Raw genomic sequence first — 25,960 nt, 5'->3', positions numbered from 1 at the left:
GATCCCTTTCTCCAGGAGCGCAGTCGTGGCAGGTGACGTCGACATCTCCGGGTAGCCCCGGAGTCCGCAGGCCCCCGGCCGAGCCGGTGCGGGCCGCTGTCGACGTCCCCTTTTCCGCTTTCACTCCATCGAGGTCTTCGCCATGTCCGAAATCGTGCTGTCCGGCCTGTCCTTCTCCTGGCCGGACGACACCCCCGTCTTCGACCACCTGTCCGCCACGGTCCCGGCCGGCCGCACCGGCCTCGTCGCCCCGAACGGCTCCGGCAAGACGACCCTGCTGAAGCTCGTCGCCGGGGTCCTGCGGCCGTCCGGCGGCAGCGCCGTCGTCGACGGCCTGCTCGGCTACCTCCCGCAGGACCTGCCGCTGAGCGGGGAGCCGTCCGTCGCCGAGATCCTCGGCGTCGCCCCGGTGCTGCGCGCGCTCGCCGCCGTCGAATCCGGGGACGTCGGCGAGGAGCACTTCACCACCATCGGCACCGACTGGGACATCGAGGAACGCACCCGCGCCCAGCTCGACCGGCTCGGCCTGGCCGGGCTCGCGCTCGACCGGACGCTGGGCACGCTCAGCGGCGGCCAGATCGTTTCCCTCGGCCTCGCCGCGCAGCTGCTGAAACGGCCGGACGTGCTGCTGCTGGACGAACCCACGAACAACCTGGACCTCGAAGCGCGCCGCAAGCTCTACGCCGTGCTGGACGACTGGTCCGGCTGCCTGCTGGTGGTCAGCCACGACCGCGCGCTGCTCGACCGGATGGACCGGATCGCCGAGCTCGACCGCGGCGAAATCCGGTTCCACGGCGGCAACTTCACCGCCTACGAAGAAGCCGTCCGGGCCGCGCGCGAAGTCGCCGAGAAGAACATTCGCAGTGCCGAACAGGAGGTCAAGCGCGAGAAGCGGGAGCTGCAGCAGGCCCGCGAGCGCGCCGCCCGGCGGGCGAGCACGGCGTCGCGCAATCTCGGCAACGCCGGGCTGCCGAAGATCTTCGCCGGCACGATGAAGCGCAACGCCCAGGAGTCGGCGGCCAAGGCGGACGGCACGCACGCGGCGCGCGTCGGCGCGGCCAAGGCCAAACTGGACCAGGCCGAGCGCGAACTGCGCAGCGAGCAGAAGATCAGCCTGCAGCTGCCGCAGACGGCGGTCCCGGCGGGCCGGACGCTGTTCCTCGGCGCGGGCCTGCGGGTGCGCGACCTCTTCGGCGACGGCGCCGACCTGGCGATCCGCGGTCCCGAGCGGATCGCGCTCACCGGCCCGAACGGCGCCGGCAAGTCGACGCTGCTGCAGCTCGTCGCCGGGTTGCTGGCGCCGTCCGCCGGCACCGTCACCCGCGCCGAGGGCCGGGCCGCGTACCTGTCCCAGCGCCTGGACCTGCTGGACGACGACCGCAGCGTCGCGGACAACCTGGCGGCGGCCGCCCCGGCCATGCCGGCGGCGCAGCGGATGAACCTGCTGGCCCGCTTCCTGTTCCGCGGCCCGCGGGCGCAGCTGCCGGTCGGCGTGCTGTCCGGCGGGGAGCGGCTGCGTGCGACGCTCGCCTGCGTCCTGTTCGCGGAGCCGGCACCGCAGCTGCTGTTGCTGGACGAGCCGACGAACAACCTCGACCTGGTCAGCACCGGACAGCTGGAGAGCGCGCTGACGGCGTACCGCGGCGCGTTCGTCGTCGTCAGCCACGACGAGCGGTTCCTGGCCGAGATCGGCATCGACCGCACGCTGCACCTGGCGGACGGCGAACTGCGCTGACCCGCGGCTGAGCACCCTGCCGCACTGGTCGTGAGTGGTAAGGAGGGTTCTAACCCTCCTTACCACTCACGACCGTCACAGGCGGGCGGCGTCCCGGATCGCCTGGGCGAACGGCCGGGGTGCCTCCTGCGGCACGTTGTGCCCGATGCCGTCGAAGACGCGGTGCTCGTACTTGCCGGTGAACTTCGCGCGGTACGCCTTGCCGTCCTTGGCCGCGCCGTCGAAGTCGCTGCCGATCGTGATCGACGGGACCGCGATGGTCGCGCCCGCGGCCAGTTTCCGCTCGTACGGGTCGTACTGCGGCTCGCCCGGCGCCAGGCTCAGGCGCCAGCGGTAGTTGTGGATCACGATCGCCACGTGGTCGGGGTTGTCGAACGCCGCCGCGCTGCGGTCGTAGGTCGCGTCGTCGAAGTGCCACGCCGGGGACGCGTTCTTCCAGATCAGCTTGTTGAAGTCGTGGCGGTTGGCCGCGTAGCCGGCGCGGCCGCGTTCGGTCGCGAAGTAGTACTGGTACCACCAGCCGAGCTCGGCGGCGGGGGCGAGCGGCTGCTGGTTCGCCGCCAGGTTCGTGACGATGTACCCGCTGACCGCGACGATCGCCTGGCAGCGCTCCGGCCACAGCGCGGCGATGATGTCGACGGTCCGGCCGCCCCAGTCGTAGCCGCCGAACACCGCCTTGTCGATCTTGAGCGCGTCCAGCAGGGCGACGACGTCCAGCGCCACGGCCGTCTGCTGGCCGTTGCGGACGGTGTCCGCCGACTTGAACACCGTCGGGCCGTAGCCGCGCAGGTAGGGGACGATCACCCGGTGGCCGGCGGCGGCCAGGATCGGCGCGACGTCGACGTAGCTGTACGGGTCGTACGGCCAGCCGTGCAGCAGCACCACCGGCTGCCCGGTCGACGGCCCGAACTCGTGGTAGGCCATGGAGAGCACCCCGGCGTCGGCGTGCTTGACCGGCCCGAGCGAGGTGTGTTCCCCCGAGCCCGCCCGCAGGTCGGGAGCCGCGGCCGGGGCGGCGGCGGGCGCGGAAGCACCCGACGAGCAGGCCGCCAAGGACGTCGCCGCGAGTCCGGCCGCGAACGCCTGCCCGAACCTTCTCCTGCTGATCATCTGCTGCTCCTGTGCGAAAGACCGTGGGACTTTCACCACGTTAGGAGCCGTTTGGTGACCTTCGCGCCCGTCGGGTGACGCAGCCGGTGTACGTCACTCCCCGAGCGTCTTCAGCGCCCCGGCGAGGCCGGCGCGGGAGCTCACGCCCAGCTTGGGGAAGATCCGGTGCAGGTGGGTGCCGACCGTCCGGTGCGAAAGGTACAGCCGCTGCCCGATCTCCCGGTTCGTCAGCCCGTCGGCGGCCAGCTGCGCGATGCTCAGCTCGTGCGGGGTCAGCTTGTCCCGGGCGTCCGGGCCGCGGTTCGGGCTCGCTTCGCCCGCGCTGCGCAGCTCGCGCCGGGCCCGCTCGGCCCAGGCCGTCATGCCCAGCGCGTCGAAGGTCTTCCGGGCGGTGTGCAGGTGCGTCCGCGACTCGACGACCCGCCGCTGCCGCCGCAGCCACTCGCCGAACGCCAGGTGGACGCGGCCGCGCTCGGCGGGCCAGCCGGTCAGGTCGGCTCCGAGGGCTTCGGCGAACCGCTCGTCGCCCGGGTCGAGCACGGCCCGTGCGTAGCGGAGGCCGATGTGCAGGGCGGGTGACGGCGTGTCCAGGCCCTCGAATCCGGCGAGGACGTCCCGCAGTTCGTCCATCCGCCCCGCGCGCACCGCGGCCTCGGTGAGTTCCGGGAGGCAGTACGTGCGCAAGGCGAGCTGGTAGGCCGGGTCGGCGGGGTCGAGCAGCCGCCGCAGGTCGGCGAACGCGTCGTCGAACCGGCCTTCGCCGATGTGCGTCAGCCCGCGCGTGAGCTGCACGGTGGCCAGCACGGGCCGGGCGCCGGCGGCGAGCCCGGCGCGTTCGGCCGCGTCGGCGAGGGCTTTCGCCTGCTTGTGGTCGCCGCGCAGGGCGGCGATCTCGGCCTGGACGGCGGTGGCGAGCCCGCCCATGAACGGCTGGCCGGTTTCCCGGGCGAACCGGACGGCTTCCGCCGCGGCCGGCACCGCGCCGGCGAGGTCGCCGAGCCGCACGCGGCTCCACGCCAGGACGGCCAGCGCCCGCGGCAGCAGCCCGAGCCGCCCCTGGGCGCGCAGCCCGGGCGCGGCCGCGGCGGAGAAGCGCGCGGCGAGGTCGAAGGCGCCGACCTGCAGCGCGGCGCTGCCCAGGTACCGGTCGACCTCGGGATCGGCGCCGGTCTTCGCGACCAGCTCCCGCAGGTGGCCCAGGACGGCCGCCCCGCGTTCGAAGGGCGCGACGTACGCGGTGACGGCGACGATCCGCGGGTCGCCGTCCGGGACGGGCAGCCGGTCGGCGACGTCGAGGAGCGCCGTTCTCGCGGCCGGGCCCGGCTCGGTCCAGAAGCAGCGCATGGCGGCGCTCCAGAGGATCCGCAGCGCGGCGCCGGGCTGCCCGTCATCGGCGACGGCGGCGGCGGTCCGGGCGAGTTCCGCGACGCGCGCCGGGTCCTCGCGGACGCCGTCTTCGAACTCGCTGAGCAGCCGGCTCGCGGTGGCCCGGCCGCGGGGGTCGGCGGGGGCGGCGGCGTGCACGAGCCGTTCGGCGGTCTCGCGCCGCCCCGACTCGACGGCCAGCTCGGCGGCCAGCAGCAGCCGATCCGCCCGGCGTTCCGGCCGGTCACTGAGCCGGGCGGCCTGTTCGAGGGCGGCGATGGCGGCCGCGGCACCCCCGCGGAAGCGGGCCCGCTCGGCGGTGCGTTCGAGTTCGGCGGCGACGGTTTCGTCGGGCCCGGAGGTGGCGGCGGCCTGGTGCCACGCGCGGCGATCGGGCTGGTCCCCGAGGGCTTCGACGAGGGCGAGGTGCGCGTTCCGGCGGTCGAGCGGGGCGGCGGAGGCGGGGATGGCGGACCGCATGAGCGGGTGCCGGAAGGTGACGGCCCCGGCGGAGAGTTCGATCAGGCGGGCCTCGACGGCGGGGGCGAGGATCTCGGGGTCGGCGGACCCGCCGAGCAGTGCGGCCGTCGCCGTCAGGGTCTCCGTCAACGATGTCGTCTCGTTCAGCGCCGCCACCAGCAACGCCGTCCGGGTCTCGTCCGGCAGCGCCGAAACCCTCGCCGAGAAGGTCCGCTCCAGCCGTTCCGTCAGCGGCAGCACCGGGTCGAGCCCGTCCAGGTCCGCGACCGCCGAGGGCAGCTCCGTCAACGCCAGCGGCAGCCCCGCCGCCTCCGCCAGCACCCGCGTGCGGACCGCCGGGGCCAGCCGGGGCGCCACCGAGTCCAGCAGCTCCGCCGAAGCGTCCGGTGGGAGGCGCTCCAGCACCATCGACACCAGGCCCGCGTCGGCCAACGGGCCCTCGGATCCGTCCCGCAGCGTCGCCACCAGCACGATCGGCTCGGTCTCGATCCGGCGGGCCACGAACGCCAGTACGTCCGCGCTCGCCCGGTCCAGCCAGTGCACGTCCTCGGCCACCAGCAGCAACGGCTTGGCCGCGGCCGCCTCGGCCAGCAGTGTCAACGTCGCCAGCCCGACCAGGTACGTGCTCGGCTCGGGGCCTGTGGCCAGCCCCAGCGCCGTCCGGAGGGCGTCGCGCTGCGGCTCGGGCAGCTCCGCGACCCCGGCCCGGACCGGGTACAGCAGCTGGTGCAGCCCCGCGTAGGCCAGGTTCCGCTCGGCCTCCGCACCGGTCGTCCGCAGCACCCGCAGCCCGGCGACCGACGCCGCCGCGGCCGCGCACGCCACCAGCGCGGACTTCCCGATGCCCGCTTCGCCGCGGATGAGGACGCCGCTGCGGTCCTCCGGGCCGTCGACGAGCTCGCCCAGCTCCTTCAGCTCGGTGTCCCGCCCGCTCAGCGCCATGGAAACGACCTTACCCAACCCCTGTTTCCGCAGCTCACGGCCGAGTGACGTACGCCGGCAGCGTCATCCGACGGGCGCCGGGCCCCGGGCTCCCCGCCTAGCGTTCCCCCGCAATGACCAGCGACCGGAGAGACAGATGAAACGCCTCCTTCTCGCTGCCGCCGTGCCGCTCCTGCTGACCACCGTCACGCAGCCGGCCGCCTCGGCAGCACCCCCGGCCCCGTGCGCCGCCGTCGCGGTGCCCGCCCCGCCGGGCGCCAAGATCGAGTCGGTGCAGGCCGCACCCCAGCCGTCGTACTGCCTGATCACCGTCACGCTCACCCACACCGGCCGTGACCACGTCAAGGTCGCCGTGGCGCTGCCGGACACCGGGTGGACCGGCCGGCTCCAGGCCCTCGGCGGCAGCGCCTACGCCGCCGGCAACTTCGACGGGCTCGCGTCGGCCGCCAAGGACGGCTACGCCGCCGTGACCACCGACGCCGGCGTGTCCCTGGACGGCCTCGACACATCCTGGGCCGTAAAGGACGGCCAGGTCGACCGGACCCTGCTGACCAACTTCGCCACCCGATCGGTGCACGAAGAGGCCGTCCTCGGCAAGGCCGTCACGCAGCGGTACTACCAGCGCCCGATCTCGTACTCCTACTGGACCGGCTGCTCGACCGGCGGCCGCCAGGGCTACTCCGAAGCCCAGAACTACCCCAAGGACTTCGACGGCATCCTGGCCAACGCCCCCGCCGTCGACTGGACGCAGTTCGCGGTGGCGACCCTGTGGCCGCAGATCGTGATGAACCAGAGCCACGACTTCCCCAGCACCTGCGTGCTGTCGGCGTTCCGCACGGCCGCCGTCCAGGCGTGCGACGCGAAGGACGGCGTGACGAACGGCATCGTCGACCGGCCGGACGAGTGCAGCTACGACCCGCGCAGCCTCGTCGGGACGAAGGTGGTCTGCGACGGCCACGAGTTCACCGTCACCGCGGCGGACGCCGAGGTCATGCGCAAGATCTGGGCCGGCCCGACCGACGAGCGCGGCCGCAAGCTGTGGGCGGGCCTGCCGAAGGGCGCGGACTTCACCTGGCTGGCCGGCACCCAGCCGGGTCCCGACGGCACGCTGACCGCGCCGGGCTTCCCGGTGGCCGTCAAGTGGGTGCAGTCGTTCCTCGAGAAACAGCCCGCCTTCGACACCTCGAAGCTGACGTACGGGCAGTACACGGACCTGTTCCGCCAGTCGGTGCGGGAGTACGACGCCGTCATCGGCACGTCCGACCCGGACCTGTCGGCGTTCCGGCGCGCGGGCGGCAAGCTGATCACGTTCGTCGGCGCGAACGACCAGCTGATCCCGCCGGGCGGCACGCTCTCCTACCGCAGCCAGGTCGAACGCACGATGGGCGGCGCGCAGCGGGTGAACGACTTCTACCGGCTGTTCCTCGCCCCCGGTGTCGAACACTGCTTCGGCGGTGGCGGCCCGGAGCCGACGAACGCGCTCGGGCAGCTGGTCGACTGGGTCGAACACGGCACGGCGCCGGCGACGCTGACCGCGGCGTCCGCGGACGGCAAGACCCGCGACCTGTGCCCGGTGCCGCGGGTTTCCCGCTACACCGGCGGTGACCCGGGCACGGCGTCGAGCTACCGCTGCCGCTGAGCTTTCGGTCCGCGGGCGCCACCTCCCCGGCGCTCGCGGACTGGACTTGCGGGTCCAAAATCGGCTCGGCACGCTGGCTTCATGGCACTCGATCAGTACTACCTCCTCGGCCGGTCCGGACTGCGCGTCAGCCGGCTCGCGCTCGGCACGATGAACTTCGGCACCGGCGGTTTCCACGCCGCCTACGGCAAGACCGCGGACGAAGTCCGCCCGATCTTCCGGAAGTACCTCGACGAGGGCGGCAACTTCGTCGACACGGCGGACTTCTACACCGCGGGCGAGAGCGAAACGATCCTCGGCAAGCTCATCGCCGAAGCCGGGGTCCGCGACCGCGTGGTGCTCACCACGAAGTTCACCAACAGCGTCGACCCGGCCGACCCCAACGCCGGCGGCAACGGGCGCAAGCACATGATCCGCGCGCTCGAAGCGTCGCTGCGCCGGCTGGGCACCGACCACGTCGACGTCTTCCTGCTGCACACCTGGGACCGGATCACCCCGGTCGAGGAGGTCGTGCGCACGTTCGACGACCTCGTCCGCGCGGGCAAGATCCGCTACCCCGGCCTGTCCGACGTGCCGAGCTGGTACGCGGCCCGCGCGCAGACCCTCGCGGAAGCGCATTCCCTGGCGCCGATGGTCAACCTCCAGCTGCCGTATTCGCTGGTGCAGCGGGAAATCGAGACCGAGCACGTCCCGATGGGACAGACGCTGGGCCTCGGCATCACGGCGTGGAGCCCCCTGGCGGGCGGCTTCCTGACGGGCAAGTACCGCGACGGCGGCACGGGCCGCCTCAGCGACGCACCGACGTGGACCGACCGCGACCGCCAGCTGCTCAAGCCCCTCCAGGAGGTGGCCGACCAGCTGGGCGTCACGATGGCCCAGGTGGCGATCAACTGGGTCGCCACCCAGCCCGGTATCGCGGCGGCGATCGTCGGCGCGAGCAGCGCGGACCAGCTCGGCAAGAGCATGGCCGCACTGGACTTCGAAATCCCGGCCGAGCTGCGCACGCAACTCGACGAGGCGAGCGCGGTCCCGCCGGCGTCGGTGTACCGGATGTTCACCCCGGCCTACCAGAACTGGATCGTCAGCCCGGAGCTGAAGATCGGCGACAAGCCGGCGGGGTACGCGCCCCCGGTCCGGAACTGGTAGTCAGCCGGACACCACCGCGCCGCCCTGGATGACGTGGTGGAACTTCTCCGGCTCGGCCAGGACGCCGATGTCCGCCAGCGGATCGCCGGGCACCACCAGCAGGTCCGCGTGCGCGCCGGCCGCCAGCGTCCCGATCTCGCCGGTGAGGTTCAGCAAGTCCGCCGCCGTCGAAGTGGCCGAGCGGAGGACCTCCAGCGGGGACTGGACCTCGGCGCGCAGGCGGAACTCGTGGTTCTGGTGGCGGTGCATGCCACCGAGCAGGTCCGTGCCGTAGACCAGCTTGACGCCGCCGCGGGCCGCGCGGTCCAGGGCCGCCAGGCCCGCGCCGAGGACCTCGTCCACCTTGCGCCAGCTCGATTCCGGCAGCCCGTGCTCACGGCCCTCCTCCTTCAGGGCCCAGTACGTCACCAGGGTCGGCACGAGGAAGGCTTCGTGCTCCAGGAAGAGCTCGACACTGCGGTCGTCGAGGAGGTTACCGTGCTCGATCGACCGGACACCCAGTTCGAGCGCGCGGTTCACCGCGCGGGCGGTGTAGGCGTGCGCGGCCACGTACCGGTTGGCCGCCTCGGCCTCCTCGACGATCGCGCGCAGCTCCCCGGCCGAGTACTGCGTCGAGTCGATACGGTCGGTCGGGGACGCCACGCCGCCGGAGGCCATCACCTTGATGTGGTGGGCGCCCTTGCGCAGCTCGTCGCGGGCCGCGGCGCGGACGGCGTCCTCGCCGTCGGCCACCCGGCCCAGGCCGGCGCAGCACGGGTGGTCGTCCTTCACCTGGGTGCCGCGGGTGCGGCTGTCGCCGTGGCCGCCGGTCTGGCTCAGCGCGCGCCCGCAGAACAGCAGCCGCGGGCCGCGGAACAGTCCTTCCGCCTGGGCGTCGGCGAGGCCGAAGTCGGCGCCCGAGGCGTCGCGGACCGTGGTGAACCCGCGGTCGAGCATCCGGCTCATCGTGCGGGCGGCGTGCGCGGCCACGTAGTTCGGTGACGCCGAGGACAGCGAACCCAGGTCCGCGGTCGACGCCGTGACGTGCACGTGCGCGTCGACCAGCCCGGGCAGCACCACGGCACCCCGCACGTCCAGCGCCGGGACGTCGGGTGCGGTCAGGCCGGGCCCCACCTCGGCGATCCGGCCCTCGGCGCACCGGAGGTCGCCCTCGGTGTACTCGCCGGAGAGCGGGTCGAGCAGGCGGGCGTTGCGCAGCAGCAGGTTCACTGTTCCTCCTTGAGCGCGGCCACGGCGAGTGGCGCGAGCGATTCGGCCTTGCGCACGGAAGCTTCGTCGTAGGCGCCTTCCGCGTCGAGGATGTTGAGCACCCCGAGCGTCCGGCCGCCGTCGACCACGGGCACGTTGATGATCGAGCCGCAGCCGAGCGACTCGATCAGCTCGTGGTCGGCGAAGATCTCGCGCACCGCCGCTTTGCCGGGTCCGAAGTAGGGCTCCTGCGCGGTGATGCACCTCTCGAGCCAGCCCGCGGCGACCTCGACCGTCTTCTCCCCGCCGACCGGGTACTCGGCCGGGTGGCTGCTGTGCACGCGGCGCAGCGCCCGGCGTTCCGGGATCCAGGCCAGCACGGTGAACAGCCGCACGCCGAGCTCCGCGCGCACCCGCTCCTCCACAGTGGACAGACTCACTTCGTCATCTCCTTCGCGGCGGCCTTCGGGGCGCCGTGTTCGGTCAGTTCCTCCAGCGAGCGGCCCGCGGTCGACAGGCCGAAGACGAGCACGCAGAGCACCCCGGCGGCCAGCACCGCCGTCGTCAGGCCGAAGACGCCGGCGAAGCCGAGGCTCGCCGCGGACAGGCCGATGATCGTCGGCGCGAGGATGCTGCCGACCCGGCCGAACGCGCTGGACAGGCCGGTGCCGCTGGCCCGGATCCAGGTCGGGAACACCTCGGGCGTGTAGGAGTACACCCCGGCGTAGGTGCCGTTGAGGAAGAACGACAGCACCGCGCCGGCGAGCGTGATCGACCAGGGTGCGCTCGTCTGGCTGAGCCAGAACGCGCTCACGGCCGAGCCGGCCAGGTAGAGGGCGATGGTGTGCTTGCGGTCGAGCCGTTCGGACAGCCACGCGGCCGAGAAGTACCCGGGCACCTGGGCGAGGTAGATGATGATCGAGAACTCGAAGCTCTTGGTCACGGTGATGCCGCGTTCGACGAGCAGCGTCGGGATCCACGAGAAGAAGCCGTAGTAGGAGAAGGTGATCACGAACCAGACGGTCCAGATCACCGCCGTCCGGCGCCGCATCGCGGGGCTCCACAGGAACTTCAGCGCGCTGACCAGGTTGACCTTCGGCGTCTCGGTCGCCGGCTGCGCGTCGGACGGCGGCACCGGCGGGAGGGTCGTGCCGGTGGCCTTCTCGACGTCACGCTCCAGCTTCGCGACGACGTTCTCGGCCTCGGCGGCCCGGCCGTGGGCGAGCAGGAAGCGGGGCGATTCGGGCAGCGACCGGCGCCACCACAGCAGCATGACGATCGGCAGCGCGGTGACCAGCTGCGCGACCCGCCAGCCTTCGTCGAACGACGGCACGACGAACCGCCCGATCAGCGCGGCCGCGACGAAGCCGAAGGAGAAGAACCCGGCGAGCGCGCCGACGAACCAGCCGCGCCGCTTGGCGGGGACGAACTCGGACAGGAAGGGCGCGATGATCGCGCTTTCGGCGCCCGCACCCGCCCCGGCCAGCACGCGGGCACCGAGGAAGACCTCGTAGTTCGGCGAGAAGGACGCGATGACGGAGAACAGCGCGTAGAAGGCCAGCGCGTACATCATGACCTTCTTGCGGCCGATGCGGTCGCCGAGCAGGCCGGCCGCGATCGCGCCGAAGAGGAAGCCGAACGGGGTCGCGGAGCCGATCAGGCCCAGCTGGCCGTTGTCGAGGTGCCACGCGGCCTTGGCGCTGGGCAGCAGGAAGGCGACGACCGCCGAGTCCATGCCGTCGAAGGTGTAGCCGAGGCCGCCGATGAGCAGCAGTTTGTGGTGGGGCCGGCTCAGCGGGAGCCGGTCCAGTCTGGCCAGCAGCGTCATGGGGAACGCCTTCCGTCGGGGAGTGCCGACAACATAGACTGCAGTTCGACAAAACTGCAACGTTCGTTGCAAAACTGGTTGGGTTACGGTGCACGCAACCCGAGGGGAGACCACTGGTGGCGGAGACCGACGACGGTTTCGAGGCATGGCTGCGGGACCGGCTGCCCGAGCGCGGCCTGCGCCCGAAGTCGGCCGCGGTGCTGGAGGTGCTGGTGTCCCAGCCGCGGCGGGCGTCGTTCGGTTCGACGGCCGAGCTGGCGCAGCTCGCGGGCGTCAACGTCGCGACGGTGACGCGCACGGCACAGGCACTGGGCTTCGCGGGCTGGCCGGCGCTGCAGCAGGAGCTGCGGGCCCGGTACATGTCGTCGCTGAGCGCACCCCAGGTCGCCGAGGAGCACCGCGGCGTCGACTCGCCCGGGTCGGCGTCCCTGCGCCGCGACCTCGACAGCCTCGCCCTGCTGAACCGCCGGTTCGACGAGAAGGTGCTGCGGGTGGTCGCCCAGGCGATTTCCGCCGCGCGCCGCACGCTGGTGATCGCGGACGGCAGCTACGCGGCGGTGGGGATCGCGCTAGCGCACAACGCGCGCTTGGCGGGCTACGACGTCCACGCGGTGACGGCGGGCGACGCGGAGCTGGCCAACCAGACGGCGAAGCTGACGTCCGACGACGTCCTGGTGGCGATCAGCTTCTGGCGCCTGTACGAGAGCACGGTCCTGGCGGCGAACGAGGCCCGCACTCGCGGCGCACGGGTGTTCGCGATCACGGACGCGGCGAGCCCGGCCCTGGCGGGAGCGGCGGAGCAGGTGCTGATCGTGCCGGCGGAGGGGGTGACGTTCTTCCCGTCGCTGACGGCGGGGATGGCGCTGGTCCAGGCGATCGTGGCCCAGCTGGCGGCGGCGGACCCGGCCCGGACGAGCGCGTCGATCGAGGCGGCCGAGGCGATGTGGTCCCGCTTCGACCTGCTGCACCGGCGGCCGAGCGCGAGCTCCGGGTGACCGGGAACCCGCGCACCGGCCGGACCGGCCTGGTCGGGCGCCGGTCCCGATCCGGTTGCGGGCGAACCCGGCCGCCCCCGCTGTTCAGTGCCGGGCCGTCCCCCCGTCCGCCGAGCTCATCCGCTTGGTGAACCGGGCCGCCACGTCGCGCAGCTTGATGTTCGTGTGCTGGGACTCCACGATCAACCGGTGCATCGCCGTGTCCTCGTTGACGCGGTGGATCAGCATCAGCATGCCCTTGGCCTGCTCGATCACCGCGCGCGTCTCCATCGCGTTGCGCAACTCGTCCGCCAGTCCGCGGGCCTCCCGGTAGCGGCGGGTCAGGCGCAGCACCGTCTCCACGCACAACGTGAACAGGCGCAGGACCTTCGTGTCGAACTCGTGGTAGCCGTGGCTTTCGAAGCCGAACAGCGTGATCGCGCCGACCAGGGTGTCGTCCACCCGCAGCGGGACCGCCAGGTAGCTGCCCACGCCGATTTCCTTCGCCGCGGCCACGAACTCGGGCCACTGGTCGCCCGTTTCGGCGACCGCCACCCGGACGACTTCGCCGGTCAGCGCCGCGAGCAGGCCCGGACCGTCGCCCGCCGCGTACTGGACGTCGTCGATGCGCTGGGCGCGCTCGTCGGTGAAGGCCGCCGTCTGCGTCACGCCGTCGCGGACCACCATGATGCTGGCCAGGTCGGCGTCCGGGACCACCCGGACCGCCTCGCCGCAGACCGCGTCGAGCAGACCCGGTGTGTCGGACATCGATTCGAGCACCCCGACGAGATCGGCCAGCACGGCGTTCAGCTCGTCGACCCGCTCTGCCATGCCGTCGCCAGTGGTCGGCAAGGCCCACCCCTCCCATGCGTCAAGCGGCGAGCACGGGGATGAGCTCGCCAGCAGCGTCAACAGAGACCACCGCTGGCGTTTCAACGGGTCCGGAGGAATTCTACCGGCCACGGACGCCCGGTTTGCCGTCGGCCGCGCCGGGTAGCCGGGAAAGATGGACGATCCGGCTGTTGACGACGAACTGTGGGCGGAGTTCCACCGGGTGGTGAACATGACTTCGCGCGAGCTGGAGGACTGGCTGCGCACCCGAGACGCGGGCCCGGAGGCCGAGCCGCTCCCCGGCGAGGCGGGCCCGCCGACGGGCAACGAGGTGCTGTCGATCCTGCGCAAGCGCAAGTCCGACGTGGACCACCACGACGCGGACGTGATGCGCAAGGTGGTCGACCGGGTGCACGCCCAGCGCCGCGACGACCTCGAGCCGACGGCGGGCGAGGCCCACTGGCGCCACCGCCTGATGTCGATCGGGCACGACCCGCTCAAACCCGCCTGACCAGAGCCGTCGTGAGTGGTAAGGCGCGTTAGAACGCGCCTTACCACTCACGACCTGTCAGGCGGGGGTGGCCTGCCAGCGCTGGTTGGGCCCGTTCGTCGGCTTGTAGAGGCCGATCCGGGCGCCGTCCTCACGGGACTCGCTCGTGACGTCGAGCAGCTGCCCGGTGCCCGCGTTGACGAACGTCCAGGCGCCGTCGCCGGTGGTGGACAGCGTCCACTCCGCCGCCGGGTCGCACGTGCCCGCCGCGGCCAGCGTCACCGCGCCGCCCGCCGTGCCGAGCACCTGGCCCGTGCCCGCGTTGGTGATGGTGAACCGGTCGCGGTTGCCGTAGCGGCCCGTGCGGTCGGTGAGCGTCCAGCGCTGCGCCGCCGCCGAGGCGTCCGTCGTGCGCTGGACCAGCGAACCGTTCTCCGCCGACAGCGACTTGCCGCTCTGCACGCCGGTGAAGGTGACCGGCTTGCCCGAGCCGAGGCCCGTGCCGGCCGCCGTCGCGGAGAGGCCGTCGACGAGGAAGCTCGTCACCGAACGCGCCGGCACCCGCAGCGTCGCCTGACCCGCGGTGACCCGCACCGGCTTGCCCCGCTTGAGCGCCCCGGTGACGTCGGTGACGACCGGCGTGACCGACGCGCCGGGCCGGACGTTCTTGAACCCCGACAGGTCCAGCGTGACGTCCTGGGCGTCCGTGCCCGCGTTGGTGTGCACGACCGTCGCCAGGTCCTCGCCGCGCATCGCGACCGTCGACGCGGTGTCGTTCACCCCGATCAGCCGGTCACCCGGCCGGATGTAGTGGGTGAAGTTCCGCATCGTGTTGAACTTCGTGTTCGTCCTGATCTGGCAAGTCTGCAGCGTGGCGTTCTTCGGGCAGTCGAACGGGACCTGGATCTCGCCCCAGTTCATCCCGGCCGCAGACTCGCCGCCCGGCTTCATGTTGTTGTAGTCCTCGATCGGCTGCCAGCTGACCCACGCGCTCGGTTCCAGGAGCCGCAGGTCGTCGGTGATCTGCTTGGCCATGCCGAGGCCGGGGTCCATGTCGGTGAAGTCCTGCCGGTCCAGCCAGCTGCCGCCGACCTCGCTCATCCACAACGGCTTGCCCGCGCCCTTGGCCAGGTCGCGCGGGACCGGCCGGTTGCCGGTGCCGTAGGTGTGCACGTTGAGCCGGCCCGCCGCCGCCCGGGCGTCGGCCGACCAGCCGCTCCAGTCCGCGGCGAAGATGTCCGGGTTGGTCTCGTCGGGCGCGGAGACGATCGCCCGCGACCCGGCCGCCTTCAGCGCCGAGGCCATCGCCGGGATCAGCTGCGACTGGACCGACGGGCCGATGTGCGCGCCTTCCTGGCGGCCGCCGGTCGGGTTGCCGTCGGCGCCGAGGGTGGTCTTCCAGTAGTTCGTGTTGGGCTCGTTCAGCGGGTTCACCGACGCGAACTTGATGCCGTGCGCCTTTTCGAGGGTTCGCACGACCTGCGTCAGGTACGCGGTGAAGTCACCGATCTTGTCCGAACGCAGCTGCTCGTCGGTGGCGGTGAAGCCGCCCGAGACGTACCCGGACACCGTCTGGAAGTACGGCGGCGAGTTGCTGAACGCCTCCCACTTCGTGACGCGGTTCTTGATCTTGTCGACCCACCAGCGCTGGTTCGGGTCGGCCTTCGGGTCGAACTCGGCCGCGTCGCCGGGGGTCCACCAGTCCTTGTCGTCGCGGGTGGTGCCGGCCGGGGCCTTCCACCAGCCCGGCACCGCGGCGCCCGCGCGGAGGTACGCCGGGACGTCGGGGGCGTTGCCGCCGCCGACGTTGAACCGGGCGATGTTCAGGTTCAGCCCGTCGGGGCCGAAGACCAGGTCGGCCAGCTTGTTCCGGACGGCGTCGGGGTAGCCGCCGGTCGCCTCGGCCATCCACGCCAGGCTGGCGCCCCAGCCGTCGAACGCCTGCTGCCGGTACGCCGGGTCCGGCTTCACGGTCACCGTGGTGGCCGCTTCCGCCGGTGCGGCCACGACCGCACCGCCGATCAGAGGTACACAAAGGACGGTGAGCAAACGCCGCAGGTTCATCGTCGAACTGCCCTTCGGTGCGGTGGGGACCTTCTCAGGCTTCGGTGTGGCCCAGCAGCGGCCGCGGCACGAACCGGGCCGCCGGGTCGAGCATCGTGCCGAGTTCCAGCACGACCAGTTCGTTGGCGCCCGCGCGGACCACCGGGCGCGGCACGTACAGCGTCCGCTGCGGACCGCGCCGCCAGTACCGGCCGAGCGCGAACCCGTTGAACCAGACGACGCCCTTGCCCCACTCCCCGGTGTCGAGGAACAGGTCGGCGGGCTCGTCGACATCGATGTCGGCGCGCAGCAGCACCGGCCCGGCCACCGGGCCCGCCACGGGTTCCGGCGACGACGGCCGCAGCGACGGCAGCGCGGCCAGGTCGAGCGGCAGCACGTCCCACCCGGCCAGCGGCTCGCCGTGCAGCGACGCCCCGCCGACGATGCCCTTCGCCTCGCCGATGCGCGAGCCGTAGTCCACGCGGCCCTGGTCCTCGACCAGCACGAGCAGTTCGCCCCGGCCGCGCGGCAGCGGGATCGCGCGTTCGTGGTGGTCCCGGCTGAGCGTGCCGACGAGGTCGCCGTCGAAGAACACGGTGGCGCGGTCGCGGACCTCGCCGAAGGTCAGCACCCCGGGCCGGTCGCCCTCGACGGCGCACCGCAGCAGCGCCAGCTGCGGCATCGGCGTGAGGTCGTCGAACGCGGGCAGCTCCTCGTGGAACTCCCAGGTGCCCCACCGTTCCGGCGCGTCGAGCAGCCGGACCGGGTCGCCGAGGAGCCCGCCCGGCGTCGGCGCGGGCCGCGCCGGCGGCGGGACGGTGTCCGGCACCTTGTGGTAGCGGGCGATCACGTCCCGGAACGCGTGGTACTTCGGCGTCGGATCGCCGGCTTCGTCCAGCGGCGCGTCGTAGTCGTAGGACGTGATCAGCGGCTGGTAGACGCCCTTGTCGTTGGCGCCGTTGGTGAGCCCGAAGTTGGTGCCGCCGTGGAACATGTACAGGTTGACCGACGCGCCCGCGGCGAGCAGCGCGTCCAGCTCCGCCGCCGAATCCGCGGCCGGGGTCGTGTGGTGGTGGGCGCCCCAGTGGTCGAACCAGCCGTTCCAGAACTCGCTGCACATCAGCGGCCCGGTCGGCTGGTGCTGCCGCAGGATCGCCAGCCGCGCCTCGGCGCCGGAGCCGAACGACGCCGTGCGGTGCAGCCCGTCGAGGCTGCCCGCCGCCAGCATCTCCGGCGTCGGCTGGTCCACTGTGGTCAGTGGCACGGTGACGCCGGAGTCGCGCGTGTGCTCGGCAAGCGCTTTCAGGTACCGCTTGTCGTCGCCGAACGCGCCGTATTCGTTCTCCACCTGGACCAGCAGCACCGGGCCACCCCGGTCGATCTGGTGCGGGACGACGACCTCGTACACCTTCGTCAGGTACTCCCGCACCGCGTCCAGGTACTTCGGCTCGTACCGGCGCACCCCGACCGACGGGTCGCGGAAGAGCCACGCGGGCAGCCCGCCGTTGTCCCATTCGGCGCAGATGTACGGGCCGGGCCGCACGATCGCGTACATCCCGGCGTCGGCGACGAGCCGCAGGAAGCGGTCCAGGTCGAGCCCGCCGGACAGGTCGAACGCGCCCGGCTCGGGGGCGTGCGCGTTCCACGCCACGTACGTCTCGATGGTGTTGAGGCCCATCCGCCGGGCCTTGTCGATCCGGTCGGCCCACAGGTCCGGGTGGACGCGGAAGTAGTGCAGGGCCCCGGACAGGATGCGGAACGGGCGGCCGTCGAGCAGGAAGTCGTGCTCCCCGATCACGAACTCAGGCATGCGGGCCCGCCTGCGGGGTCAGCTGGAGCACGCTCCAGGACAACGGTGGCAGTGTCACGGTGATGGTGGTCCCCCCGGGATCGGACGTCGCGGCGGCGCCGGGTAGCGGCACCGGCCGGACCGGCTGGGCGGCGGCGGTGTTCACGGTGTGGCGCGTCTCGCCGCCGGGTGTGGTGAGCGTTTCGGCCGCGTAGACGCCGAACCGGGCGCCGCGGAGGCGGATCCGGACTTCGGTCGGCGACGCCGTGGCGCGGTTGGTCAGGAACACCGCGCCCCGCCCCGAGTCTTCGACCGTCGCGGCGACGTCGACGAGGCCGACTTCCCCGTGCTGCGCGGTGCGGAGCCGGTCCCCCTCGACGGCCAGGCGCAGGCTCGCCCCGCCGGCCAGCGCGGCGACCCGCTGGAACGGGTGGAACGTCGTCTGCCGCCACGCCGGGCCGCCCGGCTCGGAGCGGATCGGCGCGATGACGTTCACCAGCTGGGCCTGGTTCGCCATGGTGACGCGGTCGACGTTGCGCAGCAGCGAACCCAGCAGCGAGCCGACGACGACCGCGTCGGTGACGGTGTAGGTGTCCTCGATGATCCGCGGGTGGTGCTTCCAGCCGCCCTCGGCGAGCTTCGCCTGGTCGACTTCGTTCCAGCGGCGCAGGTCCCAGACGTTCCACTCGTCGACGCTGATCCCGATCTTCTTGTCGAGGCCCAGCTCCGCGAGGGTTTCGTCGATGACGCCGGCCGTGGTGGCGATGTAGCGGTCCAGGGCGGCCGCGCTGGCCAGGTAGCTGTCGGTGTCGCCGTGCAGCTCCTGGTAGTAGGCGTGCAGCGAGATGTGGTCGACCAGTTCGGCGGTGTGGCGCAGCACGGTGCGTTCCCACGAGCCGAAGGTCGGCATGTCGGCGTGGGAACTGCCCGCGACGACCAGCTCGACGTCCGGGTCGATCATCCGCATCAGCCGGGCGGTTTCCGCGGCCAGGCGGCCGTACTCCTCGGCCGTCTTGTGGCCGATCTGCCACGGGCCGTCCATCTCGTTGCCCAGGCACCACAGCTTGAAGCCGAACGGGCGGTCGGCGCCGTTGGCGCGCCGCCGCTCGCTCAGTTCCGTGCCGCCGTCGATGTTGCAGTACTCCAGGACGTCGGCGGCTTCCTGGATGCCGCGGGTACCGAGGTTGACGGCGTACATCACCTCGGTACCCGCGGCTTCGGCCCACGCGACGAATTCGTGCAGGCCGAAGCGGTTGGACTCGACGCTGTGCCACGCCGGGTCGAGCCGGACCGGCCGGGTCTCGGCCGGTCCGACGCCGTCTTCCCAGCGGTAGCCGGAGACGAAGTTCCCGCCGGGGTAGCGCAGGACGGTCGGGCCGAGCTCCCGGACCAGCTCCAGGACGTCGCCGCGGAAGCCGCGCTCGTCGGATGTGGAGTGACCGGGCTCGTACAGTCCGGTGTAGACGGACCGGCCCATGTGCTCGACGAACGAGCCGAAGAGGCGACGCGGGACCGGGCCGACGACCTGGCCCGCGTCACCTTCGATGTCGACGGTCATCCGGCGCTGACCGTGAAGCCCTGCTGGTTGCCGTAGTCGACCAGCGCCTGCTGCCAGGCCGCCAGGCCGGCGTCGAGCGGGGTGCCGGCCAGGTAGGCCTTGCCGACGGTGTCGCTGTAGATGCTGTTGGCGTAGGTCTGGTACGGCAGGTAGCTCCAGCCCGGCGCGACGTCCTTCGACGCCTGCGTCAGCACCTGGTTGACCTTCTGGCCGCCGAAGTACGGCATGGCCTCGTCGACGAACGCGGGCGAGGTCAGGTCGGCCGTGGTGGACGGGAAGCCGCCGCTCTTGATGAACGGCTGGACGCCGCCGCCGTGGTTGAGCCAGCGGACGAACGCCGCGGCCAGCGCCGGGTTCTTGCTCTGCTTGACCACGGACTGGGTGCTGCCGCCGTTCTCCGCGGTGACCGCCTTCTGGCCGTCGTAGGTCGGCATCGGCGCCACGGCCCACTTGCCGCTGCCCGCGGTCACCGACGAGATGAAGTTGCCCGGCATCCAGGCGCCGGTGGGCAGGGTCGCGATGGTGCCGTCACCGAGCGCGCGGAACCAGTCGTCGGACCAGCCCGCGATGGGCGAGAGCAGCTTGCCCTGGACCAGCTGGTTCCAGACCGACGTCCACTTCTTGGTGCCCTCGTCGCCGAAGTTGATCTTGACGTTGCGGCCGTCGACGGCGAACGGGTGGCCGCCGGCCTGCCAGATCATGCTCAGCGTGAACCCGGCGTCACCGGTGTCGGCGGTGATGTACTTCGTCGGGTCGGCGGCGTGCAGCTTCTTGGCCGCGTCGACGTACTCGGCCCAGGTCTTCGGCACAGCGATGCTGTACTTGGCGAAAACCTCCTTGTTGTAGAACAGCGCCATCGGGCCGGAGTCCTGCGGCAGGCCGTAGAGCCCGTTGCCGTTCTTGACCTGCGCCCACGTGGAGGCGCTGTAGTCCTTCTCGAACGAGCCGAAGCCGTAGGAGTTGAGGTCGGCCAGCGAGTCGGTCAGCGCGAACTGCGGGAGGGCGTAGTACTCGATCTGGGCGACGTCGGGGGCGCCCGAGCCGGCCTTGATCGCGTTCTGCAGCTTGGTGTACTCGTCCTTGTTGGTGCCCGCGTTGACGTAGTTGACCTTGACGTTCGGGTATTCCTTCTGGAACGCGGCCACCTGGTCCTTGGCGGACGGGGTCCAGCTCCAGTAGGTGATCTCCCCGCCGGCCTTCAGCGCGGCGTCGACGGAGTCCTGGTTGCCGGTGGCGGCGGCGGGCGCGGACGACGAGCCGCCCCCGGACGAGCAGCCGACCGCCAGAGCGGCGGCCAGCACCAGGGCGGCGGCCGCCTTGGCGTGGTTGCGGATGCGTGACATCGGGTGTCCCTTCACGGCGGTGTGACGGCGGGTTACTGCTTAACGCTTCCGGCGCTCAGCCCGGACTGCCAGAACCGTTGCATGAGCAGGAAAGCGACGACGAGGGGAATGATGGTGAGCAACGACCCGGTGAGCACCAGGTTGAAGATCGGCTGGGCGCCGGCCCCGTTGGCCTGGGCGCTCCACTGGTTGAGCCCGACGGTCAGCGGGTACCACTTCGGTTCGCTGAGCATGATCAGCGGCAGGAAGTAGTTGTTCCACGTCTGCACCATGGTGAACAGCGTGACCGTGATGATCCCGGGGACCAGCTGGCGCAGCGTCACGGTGAGGAAGATCCGGATCTCGCCCGCGCCGTCGATCCGCGCCGCCTCCAGGAGTTCGTCCGGGATGGCGTCGGCGGCGTAGACCCAGATCAGGTACAGGCCGAACGGGCTGATCAGCGACGGGATGATGACCGCCAGCGGCGTGTTGGTCAGCCCGAGCTTGCTGAACATCAGGAACGTCGGCACGGCCAGCGCGGTCGGCGGCACGGCCACGGCCCCGAGGACGACGGCGAACACCGCGCGACGGCCGGGGAAGCGGTACTTGGCCAGCCCGTACCCGGCGGCCGTGGCGAGGATCGTCGCACCACCGGCCCCGACCACGACGTACAGCAGCGTGTTCCCGAGCCAGCGGAAGAAGATCCCGTCGTTGTAGGTGAACGTCTTGCCGATGTTGTCGAAGAGGGCGAACGAGTCCCCGAAGGACAGTCCCGACGTCGAGAACAGCGCCGGCTGGGTCTTGGTGGCGTTGATGATCAGCCAAACCAGGGGAACCAGGGTGTAGAGCAGGTAGAGCGCCATGAAGCCGGTGAGGACACGCGACTTCCGGGGTTTGGTCACGGAGAAGGTGGCCATGTCACATCTCCTTCCGGGAGCCGCGCAGCTGCACGACGTAGGCGATGACCGCGGTGATCACGCCCATCACGATCGCGACGGCGGCGGAGTAGTTGTACTGCTGCCCGTTGAAGGAAAGGTTGTAGGCGTACATGTTCGGCGTGTAGTTCGTGACGATCATGTTGGGCACGAGGTTGCGCATGATGTTGGGCTCGTTGAACAGCTGGAAGCTGCCGATGATCGAGAAGATCGTCGCGACCACGATGGCGCCCCGGATCGCGGGGAGCTTGACGGAAACGACCGTGCGGAACGCGCCGGCGCCGTCGATCGCGGCCGCCTCGAACAGTTCCTTCGGGATCACCTTCAGCGCGGAGTAGAAGATGAGCATGTTGTAGCCCACGAACTCCCACGTGACGATGTTGCCGATCGACGTGAGGAGCCAGTTCTGCGACAGCGGCTTCACCGAATCGGTGCCCAGCAGGTGGTTCAGGTCGGCCGCGAGTCCGAAGTGGTCACCGTAGATGAAGCCCCACATCAGCGCGGCGACGACGGCGGGGACCGCGTACGGCAGGAAGATCACGATCCGGAAGAACCCGGCGGCGTGCAGCCGGGCGCTGTCGATCGCGAGCGCGGCGATCAGCGCGAGCACCAGCATGATCGGCACCTGCACGGCGAGGAACACCAGCACCCGCCGGAAGGCTTCCCAGAACTTCGGATCGCCGAAGACCTGGACGTAGTTGTCGGCGCCGACGAAGACCGTGCCACCGAAGAAGGCCTGGTCCCGGAAGAGGCTCAGCACGAAGGCGTACACGACGGGCGCGATGAAAGTTAGCGCGAACACCAGCATGAAGGGGGCGACGAAGAGCCAGCCCCGCCATTTCCGCCGCGGCCGGCGGGCCGCGGGCGCCCGGCGCGCCGGCACCGGGGCGGGCGGAGCCGCTGTGGACGTCATCGTCTCTCCGAGTGGTCATGCGGCCGGGCGCTGGACCCGGCGGGATGTTTACGTCAACATGGACGGCCGCAGAGTAACGTGTTGACGTAAACATGTCCAGGACACTGTGTGACAGCCGGGGCTCCGCCCCGGGCCGGGGGCTCCGCCACCCGGACCCCCGAAAGCTAAGGAGTGACCGTGCCGCGCCAGACAGCGACGTCATCTGCACCCGGCCCCGCCCGGCGCCGGGGCCCGTCGATGGCGGACGTGGCCCGTGAAGCGGGCGTGTCGGGCCAGACGGTCTCCCGGGTGGCCAACGGGAAGACCAATGTGGACGACGCGACGCGGGAGCGGGTCCTGGCCGCGATGCGCCGGGTCGGCTACCGGCCCAACAGCGCGGCCCGCGCCCTGCGCAACGGCCAGTTCCGCAGCATCGGCGTGATCATTTCGGCCCTCCCGACGTTCGGCAACAGCCGCACCCTCGACGCCATCGCGGCGGCGGTCGTCACGGAGGGGTTTTCGATCATCCTGATGCCGGTGACCCGCCCGACGCAGGGCGAGGTGACGGGCGCGTTCAGCACGCTGAACGAGCAGGCGGTCGACGGCGTCATCATCCTCATCGAGCAACACCAGCTTGACCAAAGCGAGATCGAACTGCCGCACGGGCTCCCGGTGGTGGTGATCGACTCGAGCGCCCGCTACGACTACCCGGTGGTCGACAACGACCAGGCGGACGGAGCGGCCCGGGCCACCAGCCACCTGCTGTCACTGGGGCATCCGACGGTCTGGCACATCGCGGGCCCACCGCAGTCGTACTCGGCCGAGCGCCGCCGCCGGTCGTGGCAGGCCACATTGGAGCGTGCGGACCGGCCGGTCCCCCCGGTCCTGGTCGGCGACTGGTCCCCGGAGTCGGGCTACCGGGCGGGCCTGCAGCTGGCGGCGGACCCGGCGGTGACGGCGGTGTTCGCGGCGAACGACCAGATGGCACTGGGCGTGCTGCGCGCGTTGCACGAGTCCGGCCGCGCGGTACCGGCTTCGGTGAGCGTGGTGGGGTTCGACGACATGGAGGAGTCGGCCCACTTCTGGCCCCCGTTGACGACGATCCGCCAGTCGTTCGAGGCGGTGGGCAGGCACGCGGTGGAGGCCTTGCTGGCGGAGATCGAGACCGGCGCGGAGGCCGGGGAGCCGGTGCTGCTGCCGACGGAGTTGGTGATCCGGTCCAGCACCGCACCGCCGCCCGCGTGACCTGAAACTGTCGGTGCCATCCGGTAGTGTGGATAACGGGGGGCGCCCCCCGCGGGCCGGATGGGATCGGGTCCGCCCGCCCCCGGCAGCGTTACTCGCGAGGGCGTTCGCGGATCTGCCAGCGGCCGGACTTGTAACTCCAATCCGTGCTCAGGTCGTTGCCCAGCACCGGAACCTTCGCACCCACCACCACATGCCCCTGCGTCCCGCTCCCCGACTGCTGCTTCACCTCGGTGAACTGCACGTCGCGGAGGCTTGCGCGGACCTGGTCCGACATGCGGTCGTACAGCACGTGCACCGCTGCCGGGCAGTCCGGTGCGCGGACCTTCGCCGTGAACTCCGCCGCCGTCCGGGCCTCCAGCAACGTGCAGATCGTTGCCGTGTTGCCCGTGCTCCATGCGTCCAGGTAGGCGCGGGCCGCTTCGCGCAGCCCCGATTCGTTCTGGGCCGTGCCCACCGCGCCCACGTCGCCGGTGGCCGGGGCGGTGCTTGTGCTTGTGCTTGTGCCACAGGCCGTGGCCAATGCCGTGATCGTTGCACCGATGATCAGCCGCATGCGCACGTCGTCCCCCTTTTCGACGCGCGACCCTAGCGCGTCCGGGCGGGGCGCGGTCCACCGGAAAAGTACCCACACCGATGCCCGTTTCAGCGCCGGGAGGCGGGGGCATTACCGGCCACCGGACCGGAACCCCCGGTCCCGCGAACGTCGCAGTGGTGTGGACCATTCGGCCGCACCGTGCGGAAAGAGGCCGTCATGCTCGCCATTCTCGCCGCCGTGCTCTTCGGGCTCGCTCTGCTGATGGAGCTGTTCGGGTTCGGGCTCGGGCCGGTCGTCACGACCGGGACGCTCACCACCGCCGGGCTGCTCTGCGTGGCCCTGCACCTGGCCGGGATCGCCACCGACCGGTCGCGGTTCACCCGGCGGCGGCGCCGTCGCTGACGCGGCGCAGCACCTGCGCGAACACCTCGGTCGACTGGGCGCCGGCGACGCCGAACCGCTGGTCGATCACGAAGAACGGCACACCGGTCGCCCCCAGCGCCCGGGCCTGCTCGCCGTCCGCCGCCACCTCGGCTTCGTACCGGTCGGACTCGAGCACGGCCCGGGCCTGCCCGGCGTCGAGCCCGGCTTCGGCCGCCAGCTCCACCAGCGACTCGCGGTCGAACAGGGACCGCCGCTCGGTGAAGTGCGCGCGGTAGAACCGCTCGACGACGGCGTCGGCCCGCCCGTGCTCGGCCGCGAAGTGGACCAGGCGGTGGCCGTCGACAGTGTTGCCCATGTGGACACCGTCCAGGTGGTACTCGAGACCGTCGGCGGCCGCGCGCTCCTCCATCTGCGCTTCCATCGCGTCGGCCTCTTCCAGTGTCCGGCCGTACTTCTCGGCGAGCACCTCCCGCGTCGGCCGCGAAGTCCCGCGCGGGAACGACGGGTCGAGCTGGAACGAGTGGTGCACGACCTCGACGTCGGCGCCGAGTTCGGCCACCGCCCGCTCGAAGCGGCGTTTGCCGAGATAGCACCAGGGACAGACCAGATCGGACCAGATGTCTACGCGCACGGAACCAAGCTAACCGGAGGGCCGCCGCGCACTTCAAGGTAACCGGCAGCCACCTGCGCGGCGCCGCCGAAGCTAGGGTGAGCCGGTGACCGTCTCGACCGAGGACATCGTCCGGCACGCGGCGCGGCTGCTCATGGCCGGCACCCGCCTCGACCTCGGCCGGATGGCGACCGAGCTGGGGATCTCACGCACGACGTTCTTCCGCCGGGTCGGCAACCGCGACGACCTGATGGGCGCCGCCCTCCGGCTCCTGTCCGACCGGACCTGGCAGCGCGCCCTCGACGGCTGGCGCGCGGAGCACGGCGACGCGGTCCGCACGCCGACGGGGCGGCTGCGCTGCCTGTGGGTGATGGAGGAGTACCGCCGCGAGGTCGCCGCCAGCGGCGGCATGCGCAAGCTGATCGAGGCCGAGTCGAACGTGGCCCTGCGCGTCCTGACCGACCCGCGCGGCGCGGTGCAGCCTGGGCTGGTCGACGCCCACGTCGAACTGTTCCGCGCCGACGCCGAGGCGGCGGGGCTGACGCCGTTGGTGGGGCTGGCGGACTTGGCTTTCGCGGTGGTGCGGCTGGGTGAGTCGTTCCTGTACTCGGATGTTCTGGCGGCGCGCTCGGTGGATCTGACGGTTGCGACCACCCTGGTAGACACGCTTGTGCGCGGGGCATTGGAGCCGGCCGCCGCTCGCTGAGGGATCGGCCAGTTGGTGGGGCTGACGGTCGCGACCCCAGGGCACCTCGCGCGCGGCGCACTGCAACCGACCACCGCCCAGCTGGCCGGGCAGGCGTTCGCCACCCCAAGGGCACCTCGCGCGGAGGCACCGGAACCGGCCGCTGGTTGGTGAGCGACTGGTCAGTCTGTCAACTCCTCACCCGTCCGGAGGATGTGGAACATTTCGGCG

General features: G+C 71.7%; 22 protein-coding genes. 8 read left to right on the top strand and 14 right to left on the bottom strand.

The genetic code is table 11. The features are described from left to right. Positions 1-142: 142 nt before the first annotated feature. Positions 143-1,735, top strand: coding sequence for an ABC-F family ATP-binding cassette domain-containing protein (locus tag OO60_RS22760; RefSeq protein WP_004558488.1), 1,593 nt, complete (start codon positions 143-145; stop codon positions 1,733-1,735). A gap of 75 nt (positions 1,736-1,810) precedes the next feature. Here the strand turns inward: OO60_RS22760 and OO60_RS22755 are convergent, their stop codons facing one another. Both OO60_RS22755 and OO60_RS22750 read right to left on the bottom strand, forming a co-directional pair. Next, positions 1,811-2,845, bottom strand: coding sequence for an alpha/beta fold hydrolase (locus OO60_RS22755; protein ID WP_004558487.1), 1,035 nt, complete (start codon positions 2,843-2,845; stop codon positions 1,811-1,813). Positions 2,846-2,938: 93 nt separating this feature from the next. Then, positions 2,939-5,632, bottom strand: a complete 2,694-nt coding sequence (locus OO60_RS22750) for an AAA family ATPase (protein WP_033262054.1) — start codon at positions 5,630-5,632, stop codon at positions 2,939-2,941. A gap of 136 nt (positions 5,633-5,768) precedes the next feature. Here OO60_RS22750 and OO60_RS22745 point away from each other — a divergent pair, with 136 nt between their 5' ends. Together OO60_RS22745 and OO60_RS22740 are read left to right on the top strand one after the other, a co-directional pair. Then, positions 5,769-7,271 (top strand): tannase/feruloyl esterase family alpha/beta hydrolase, encoded by a 1,503-nt coding sequence (locus tag OO60_RS22745; RefSeq protein ID WP_003081313.1) that lies wholly within the window; start codon positions 5,769-5,771, stop codon positions 7,269-7,271. 81 nt (positions 7,272-7,352) lie between these two features. Continuing rightward, the gene (locus tag OO60_RS22740; RefSeq protein ID WP_003081316.1) at positions 7,353-8,417 is read left to right on the top strand and encodes an aldo/keto reductase; all 1,065 of its coding nucleotides are present in this window, start codon (positions 7,353-7,355) and stop codon (positions 8,415-8,417) included. On the opposite strand, the gene OO60_RS22735 is transcribed toward OO60_RS22740, so the two are convergent. From OO60_RS22735 to OO60_RS22725, 3 genes are read right to left on the bottom strand one after another with little or no spacing between them, the layout of a single operon-like run. After that, positions 8,418-9,626, bottom strand: a complete 1,209-nt coding sequence (locus tag OO60_RS22735; RefSeq protein WP_003081321.1) for a metal-dependent hydrolase family protein — start codon at positions 9,624-9,626, stop codon at positions 8,418-8,420. Beyond that, positions 9,623-10,045: a GAF domain-containing protein gene (locus OO60_RS22730; RefSeq protein WP_033262053.1), complete on the bottom strand. Its 423-nt coding sequence runs from the start codon at positions 10,043-10,045 to the stop codon at positions 9,623-9,625. Before OO60_RS22730 ends, OO60_RS22735 begins: the two co-directional genes overlap by 4 nt. Beyond that, the gene (locus OO60_RS22725) at positions 10,042-11,433 is read right to left on the bottom strand and encodes an MFS transporter (RefSeq protein WP_003081325.1); all 1,392 of its coding nucleotides are present in this window, start codon (positions 11,431-11,433) and stop codon (positions 10,042-10,044) included. Before OO60_RS22725 ends, OO60_RS22730 begins: the two co-directional genes overlap by 4 nt. 116 nt (positions 11,434-11,549) lie before the next feature. On the opposite strand from OO60_RS22725, the gene OO60_RS22720 reads away from it, so the two are divergent. Further along, complete coding sequence (locus OO60_RS22720; protein ID WP_003081326.1) at positions 11,550-12,428, top strand: MurR/RpiR family transcriptional regulator; 879 nt, start codon at positions 11,550-11,552, stop codon at positions 12,426-12,428. 84 nt (positions 12,429-12,512) lie between these two features. Here OO60_RS22720 and OO60_RS22715 read toward each other — a convergent pair whose 3' ends face one another. Continuing rightward, positions 12,513-13,238 (bottom strand): ANTAR domain-containing response regulator, encoded by a 726-nt coding sequence (locus tag OO60_RS22715; protein WP_003081327.1) that lies wholly within the window; start codon positions 13,236-13,238, stop codon positions 12,513-12,515. Between the two features lie 175 nt (positions 13,239-13,413). Here OO60_RS22715 and OO60_RS22710 point away from each other — a divergent pair, with 175 nt between their 5' ends. Next, positions 13,414-13,749 carry a DUF3140 domain-containing protein gene (locus OO60_RS22710; protein ID WP_003081328.1) on the top strand — a complete coding sequence of 112 codons (336 nt, stop codon included), beginning with the start codon at positions 13,414-13,416 and terminating at the stop codon, positions 13,747-13,749. 57 nt (positions 13,750-13,806) lie between these two features. On the opposite strand, the gene OO60_RS22705 is transcribed toward OO60_RS22710, so the two are convergent. From OO60_RS22705 to OO60_RS22680, 6 genes are all read right to left on the bottom strand, one after another. Continuing rightward, positions 13,807-15,735 (bottom strand): RICIN domain-containing protein, encoded by a 1,929-nt coding sequence (locus tag OO60_RS22705; RefSeq protein ID WP_003081329.1) that lies wholly within the window; start codon positions 15,733-15,735, stop codon positions 13,807-13,809. 91 nt (positions 15,736-15,826) lie between these two features. Beyond that, a complete protein-coding gene (locus OO60_RS22700; RefSeq protein WP_003081330.1) occupies positions 15,827-17,581 on the bottom strand; it encodes a glycoside hydrolase family 35 protein in 1,755 nt (584 codons plus the stop codon). Further along, positions 17,574-19,118: an arabinosylfuranosidase ArfA gene (gene arfA / locus OO60_RS22695; protein ID WP_003081331.1), complete on the bottom strand. Its 1,545-nt coding sequence runs from the start codon at positions 19,116-19,118 to the stop codon at positions 17,574-17,576. The genes OO60_RS22700 and arfA overlap by 8 nt, the downstream gene beginning before the upstream one ends. Then, positions 19,115-20,461 (bottom strand): ABC transporter substrate-binding protein, encoded by a 1,347-nt coding sequence (locus OO60_RS22690; RefSeq protein ID WP_003081333.1) that lies wholly within the window; start codon positions 20,459-20,461, stop codon positions 19,115-19,117. The genes arfA and OO60_RS22690 overlap by 4 nt, the downstream gene beginning before the upstream one ends. A 32-nt stretch (positions 20,462-20,493) precedes the next feature. Continuing rightward, positions 20,494-21,357: a carbohydrate ABC transporter permease gene (locus tag OO60_RS22685; protein ID WP_003081335.1), complete on the bottom strand. Its 864-nt coding sequence runs from the start codon at positions 21,355-21,357 to the stop codon at positions 20,494-20,496. 1 nt (position 21,358) lies between these two features. After that, positions 21,359-22,288, bottom strand: a complete 930-nt coding sequence (locus tag OO60_RS22680) for a carbohydrate ABC transporter permease (RefSeq protein ID WP_167346734.1) — start codon at positions 22,286-22,288, stop codon at positions 21,359-21,361. Between the two features lie 171 nt (positions 22,289-22,459). Here OO60_RS22680 and OO60_RS22675 point away from each other — a divergent pair, with 171 nt between their 5' ends. Then, entirely contained in the window at positions 22,460-23,512 is a 1,053-nt protein-coding gene (locus OO60_RS22675; RefSeq protein ID WP_033262051.1) for a substrate-binding domain-containing protein, read from the top strand. A 91-nt stretch (positions 23,513-23,603) separates the two neighbouring features. Here OO60_RS22675 and OO60_RS22670 read toward each other — a convergent pair whose 3' ends face one another. Beyond that, positions 23,604-24,074, bottom strand: a complete 471-nt coding sequence (locus OO60_RS22670; protein WP_155848968.1) for a hypothetical protein — start codon at positions 24,072-24,074, stop codon at positions 23,604-23,606. Positions 24,075-24,266: 192 nt separating this feature from the next. On the opposite strand from OO60_RS22670, the gene OO60_RS22665 reads away from it, so the two are divergent. Next, on the top strand, positions 24,267-24,452 hold the full coding sequence (locus OO60_RS22665; protein ID WP_003100285.1) for a hypothetical protein: 186 nt from the start codon (positions 24,267-24,269) through the stop codon (positions 24,450-24,452). On the opposite strand, the gene OO60_RS22660 is transcribed toward OO60_RS22665, so the two are convergent. Beyond that, positions 24,427-25,053: a DsbA family protein gene (locus OO60_RS22660; protein ID WP_081655941.1), complete on the bottom strand. Its 627-nt coding sequence runs from the start codon at positions 25,051-25,053 to the stop codon at positions 24,427-24,429. The genes OO60_RS22665 and OO60_RS22660 overlap by 26 nt on opposite strands. Positions 25,054-25,150: 97 nt before the next feature. Here OO60_RS22660 and OO60_RS22655 point away from each other — a divergent pair, with 97 nt between their 5' ends. After that, positions 25,151-25,750, top strand: a complete 600-nt coding sequence (locus OO60_RS22655) for a QsdR family transcriptional regulator (RefSeq protein WP_003100283.1) — start codon at positions 25,151-25,153, stop codon at positions 25,748-25,750. The last annotated feature ends 210 nt before the right edge of the window (positions 25,751-25,960 follow it).

The organism is Amycolatopsis vancoresmycina (assembly GCF_000716785.1).
GTDB classification, from domain to species: Bacteria; Actinomycetota; Actinomycetes; order Mycobacteriales; family Pseudonocardiaceae; genus Amycolatopsis; species Amycolatopsis vancoresmycina.
This window is presented reverse-complemented; position numbering and strand designations above follow the sequence as displayed.

Bases quoted from the DNA above. Each gene is read 5' to 3' on its own strand.
- OO60_RS22710 (WP_003081328.1), top strand. From the start codon at position 13,414: ATGGACGATCCGGCTGTTGACGACGAACTGTGGGCGGAGTTCCACCGG.
- OO60_RS22685 (WP_003081335.1), bottom strand. From the start codon at position 21,357: ATGGCCACCTTCTCCGTGACCAAACCCCGGAAGTCGCGTGTCCTCACC.
- OO60_RS22740 (WP_003081316.1), top strand. From the start codon at position 7,353: ATGGCACTCGATCAGTACTACCTCCTCGGCCGGTCCGGACTGCGCGTC.
- OO60_RS22755 (WP_004558487.1), bottom strand. From the start codon at position 2,845: ATGATCAGCAGGAGAAGGTTCGGGCAGGCGTTCGCGGCCGGACTCGCG.
- OO60_RS22665 (WP_003100285.1), top strand. From the start codon at position 24,267: ATGCTCGCCATTCTCGCCGCCGTGCTCTTCGGGCTCGCTCTGCTGATG.
- OO60_RS22715 (WP_003081327.1), bottom strand. From the start codon at position 13,238: ATGGCAGAGCGGGTCGACGAGCTGAACGCCGTGCTGGCCGATCTCGTC.
- OO60_RS22690 (WP_003081333.1), bottom strand. From the start codon at position 20,461: ATGTCACGCATCCGCAACCACGCCAAGGCGGCCGCCGCCCTGGTGCTG.
- arfA (WP_003081331.1), bottom strand. From the start codon at position 19,118: ATGACCGTCGACATCGAAGGTGACGCGGGCCAGGTCGTCGGCCCGGTC.
- OO60_RS22700 (WP_003081330.1), bottom strand. From the start codon at position 17,581: ATGCCTGAGTTCGTGATCGGGGAGCACGACTTCCTGCTCGACGGCCGC.
- OO60_RS22750 (WP_033262054.1), bottom strand. From the start codon at position 5,632: ATGGCGCTGAGCGGGCGGGACACCGAGCTGAAGGAGCTGGGCGAGCTC.
- OO60_RS22680 (WP_167346734.1), bottom strand. From the start codon at position 22,288: ATGACGTCCACAGCGGCTCCGCCCGCCCCGGTGCCGGCGCGCCGGGCG.
- OO60_RS22745 (WP_003081313.1), top strand. From the start codon at position 5,769: ATGAAACGCCTCCTTCTCGCTGCCGCCGTGCCGCTCCTGCTGACCACC.
- OO60_RS22760 (WP_004558488.1), top strand. From the start codon at position 143: ATGTCCGAAATCGTGCTGTCCGGCCTGTCCTTCTCCTGGCCGGACGAC.
- OO60_RS22725 (WP_003081325.1), bottom strand. From the start codon at position 11,433: ATGACGCTGCTGGCCAGACTGGACCGGCTCCCGCTGAGCCGGCCCCAC.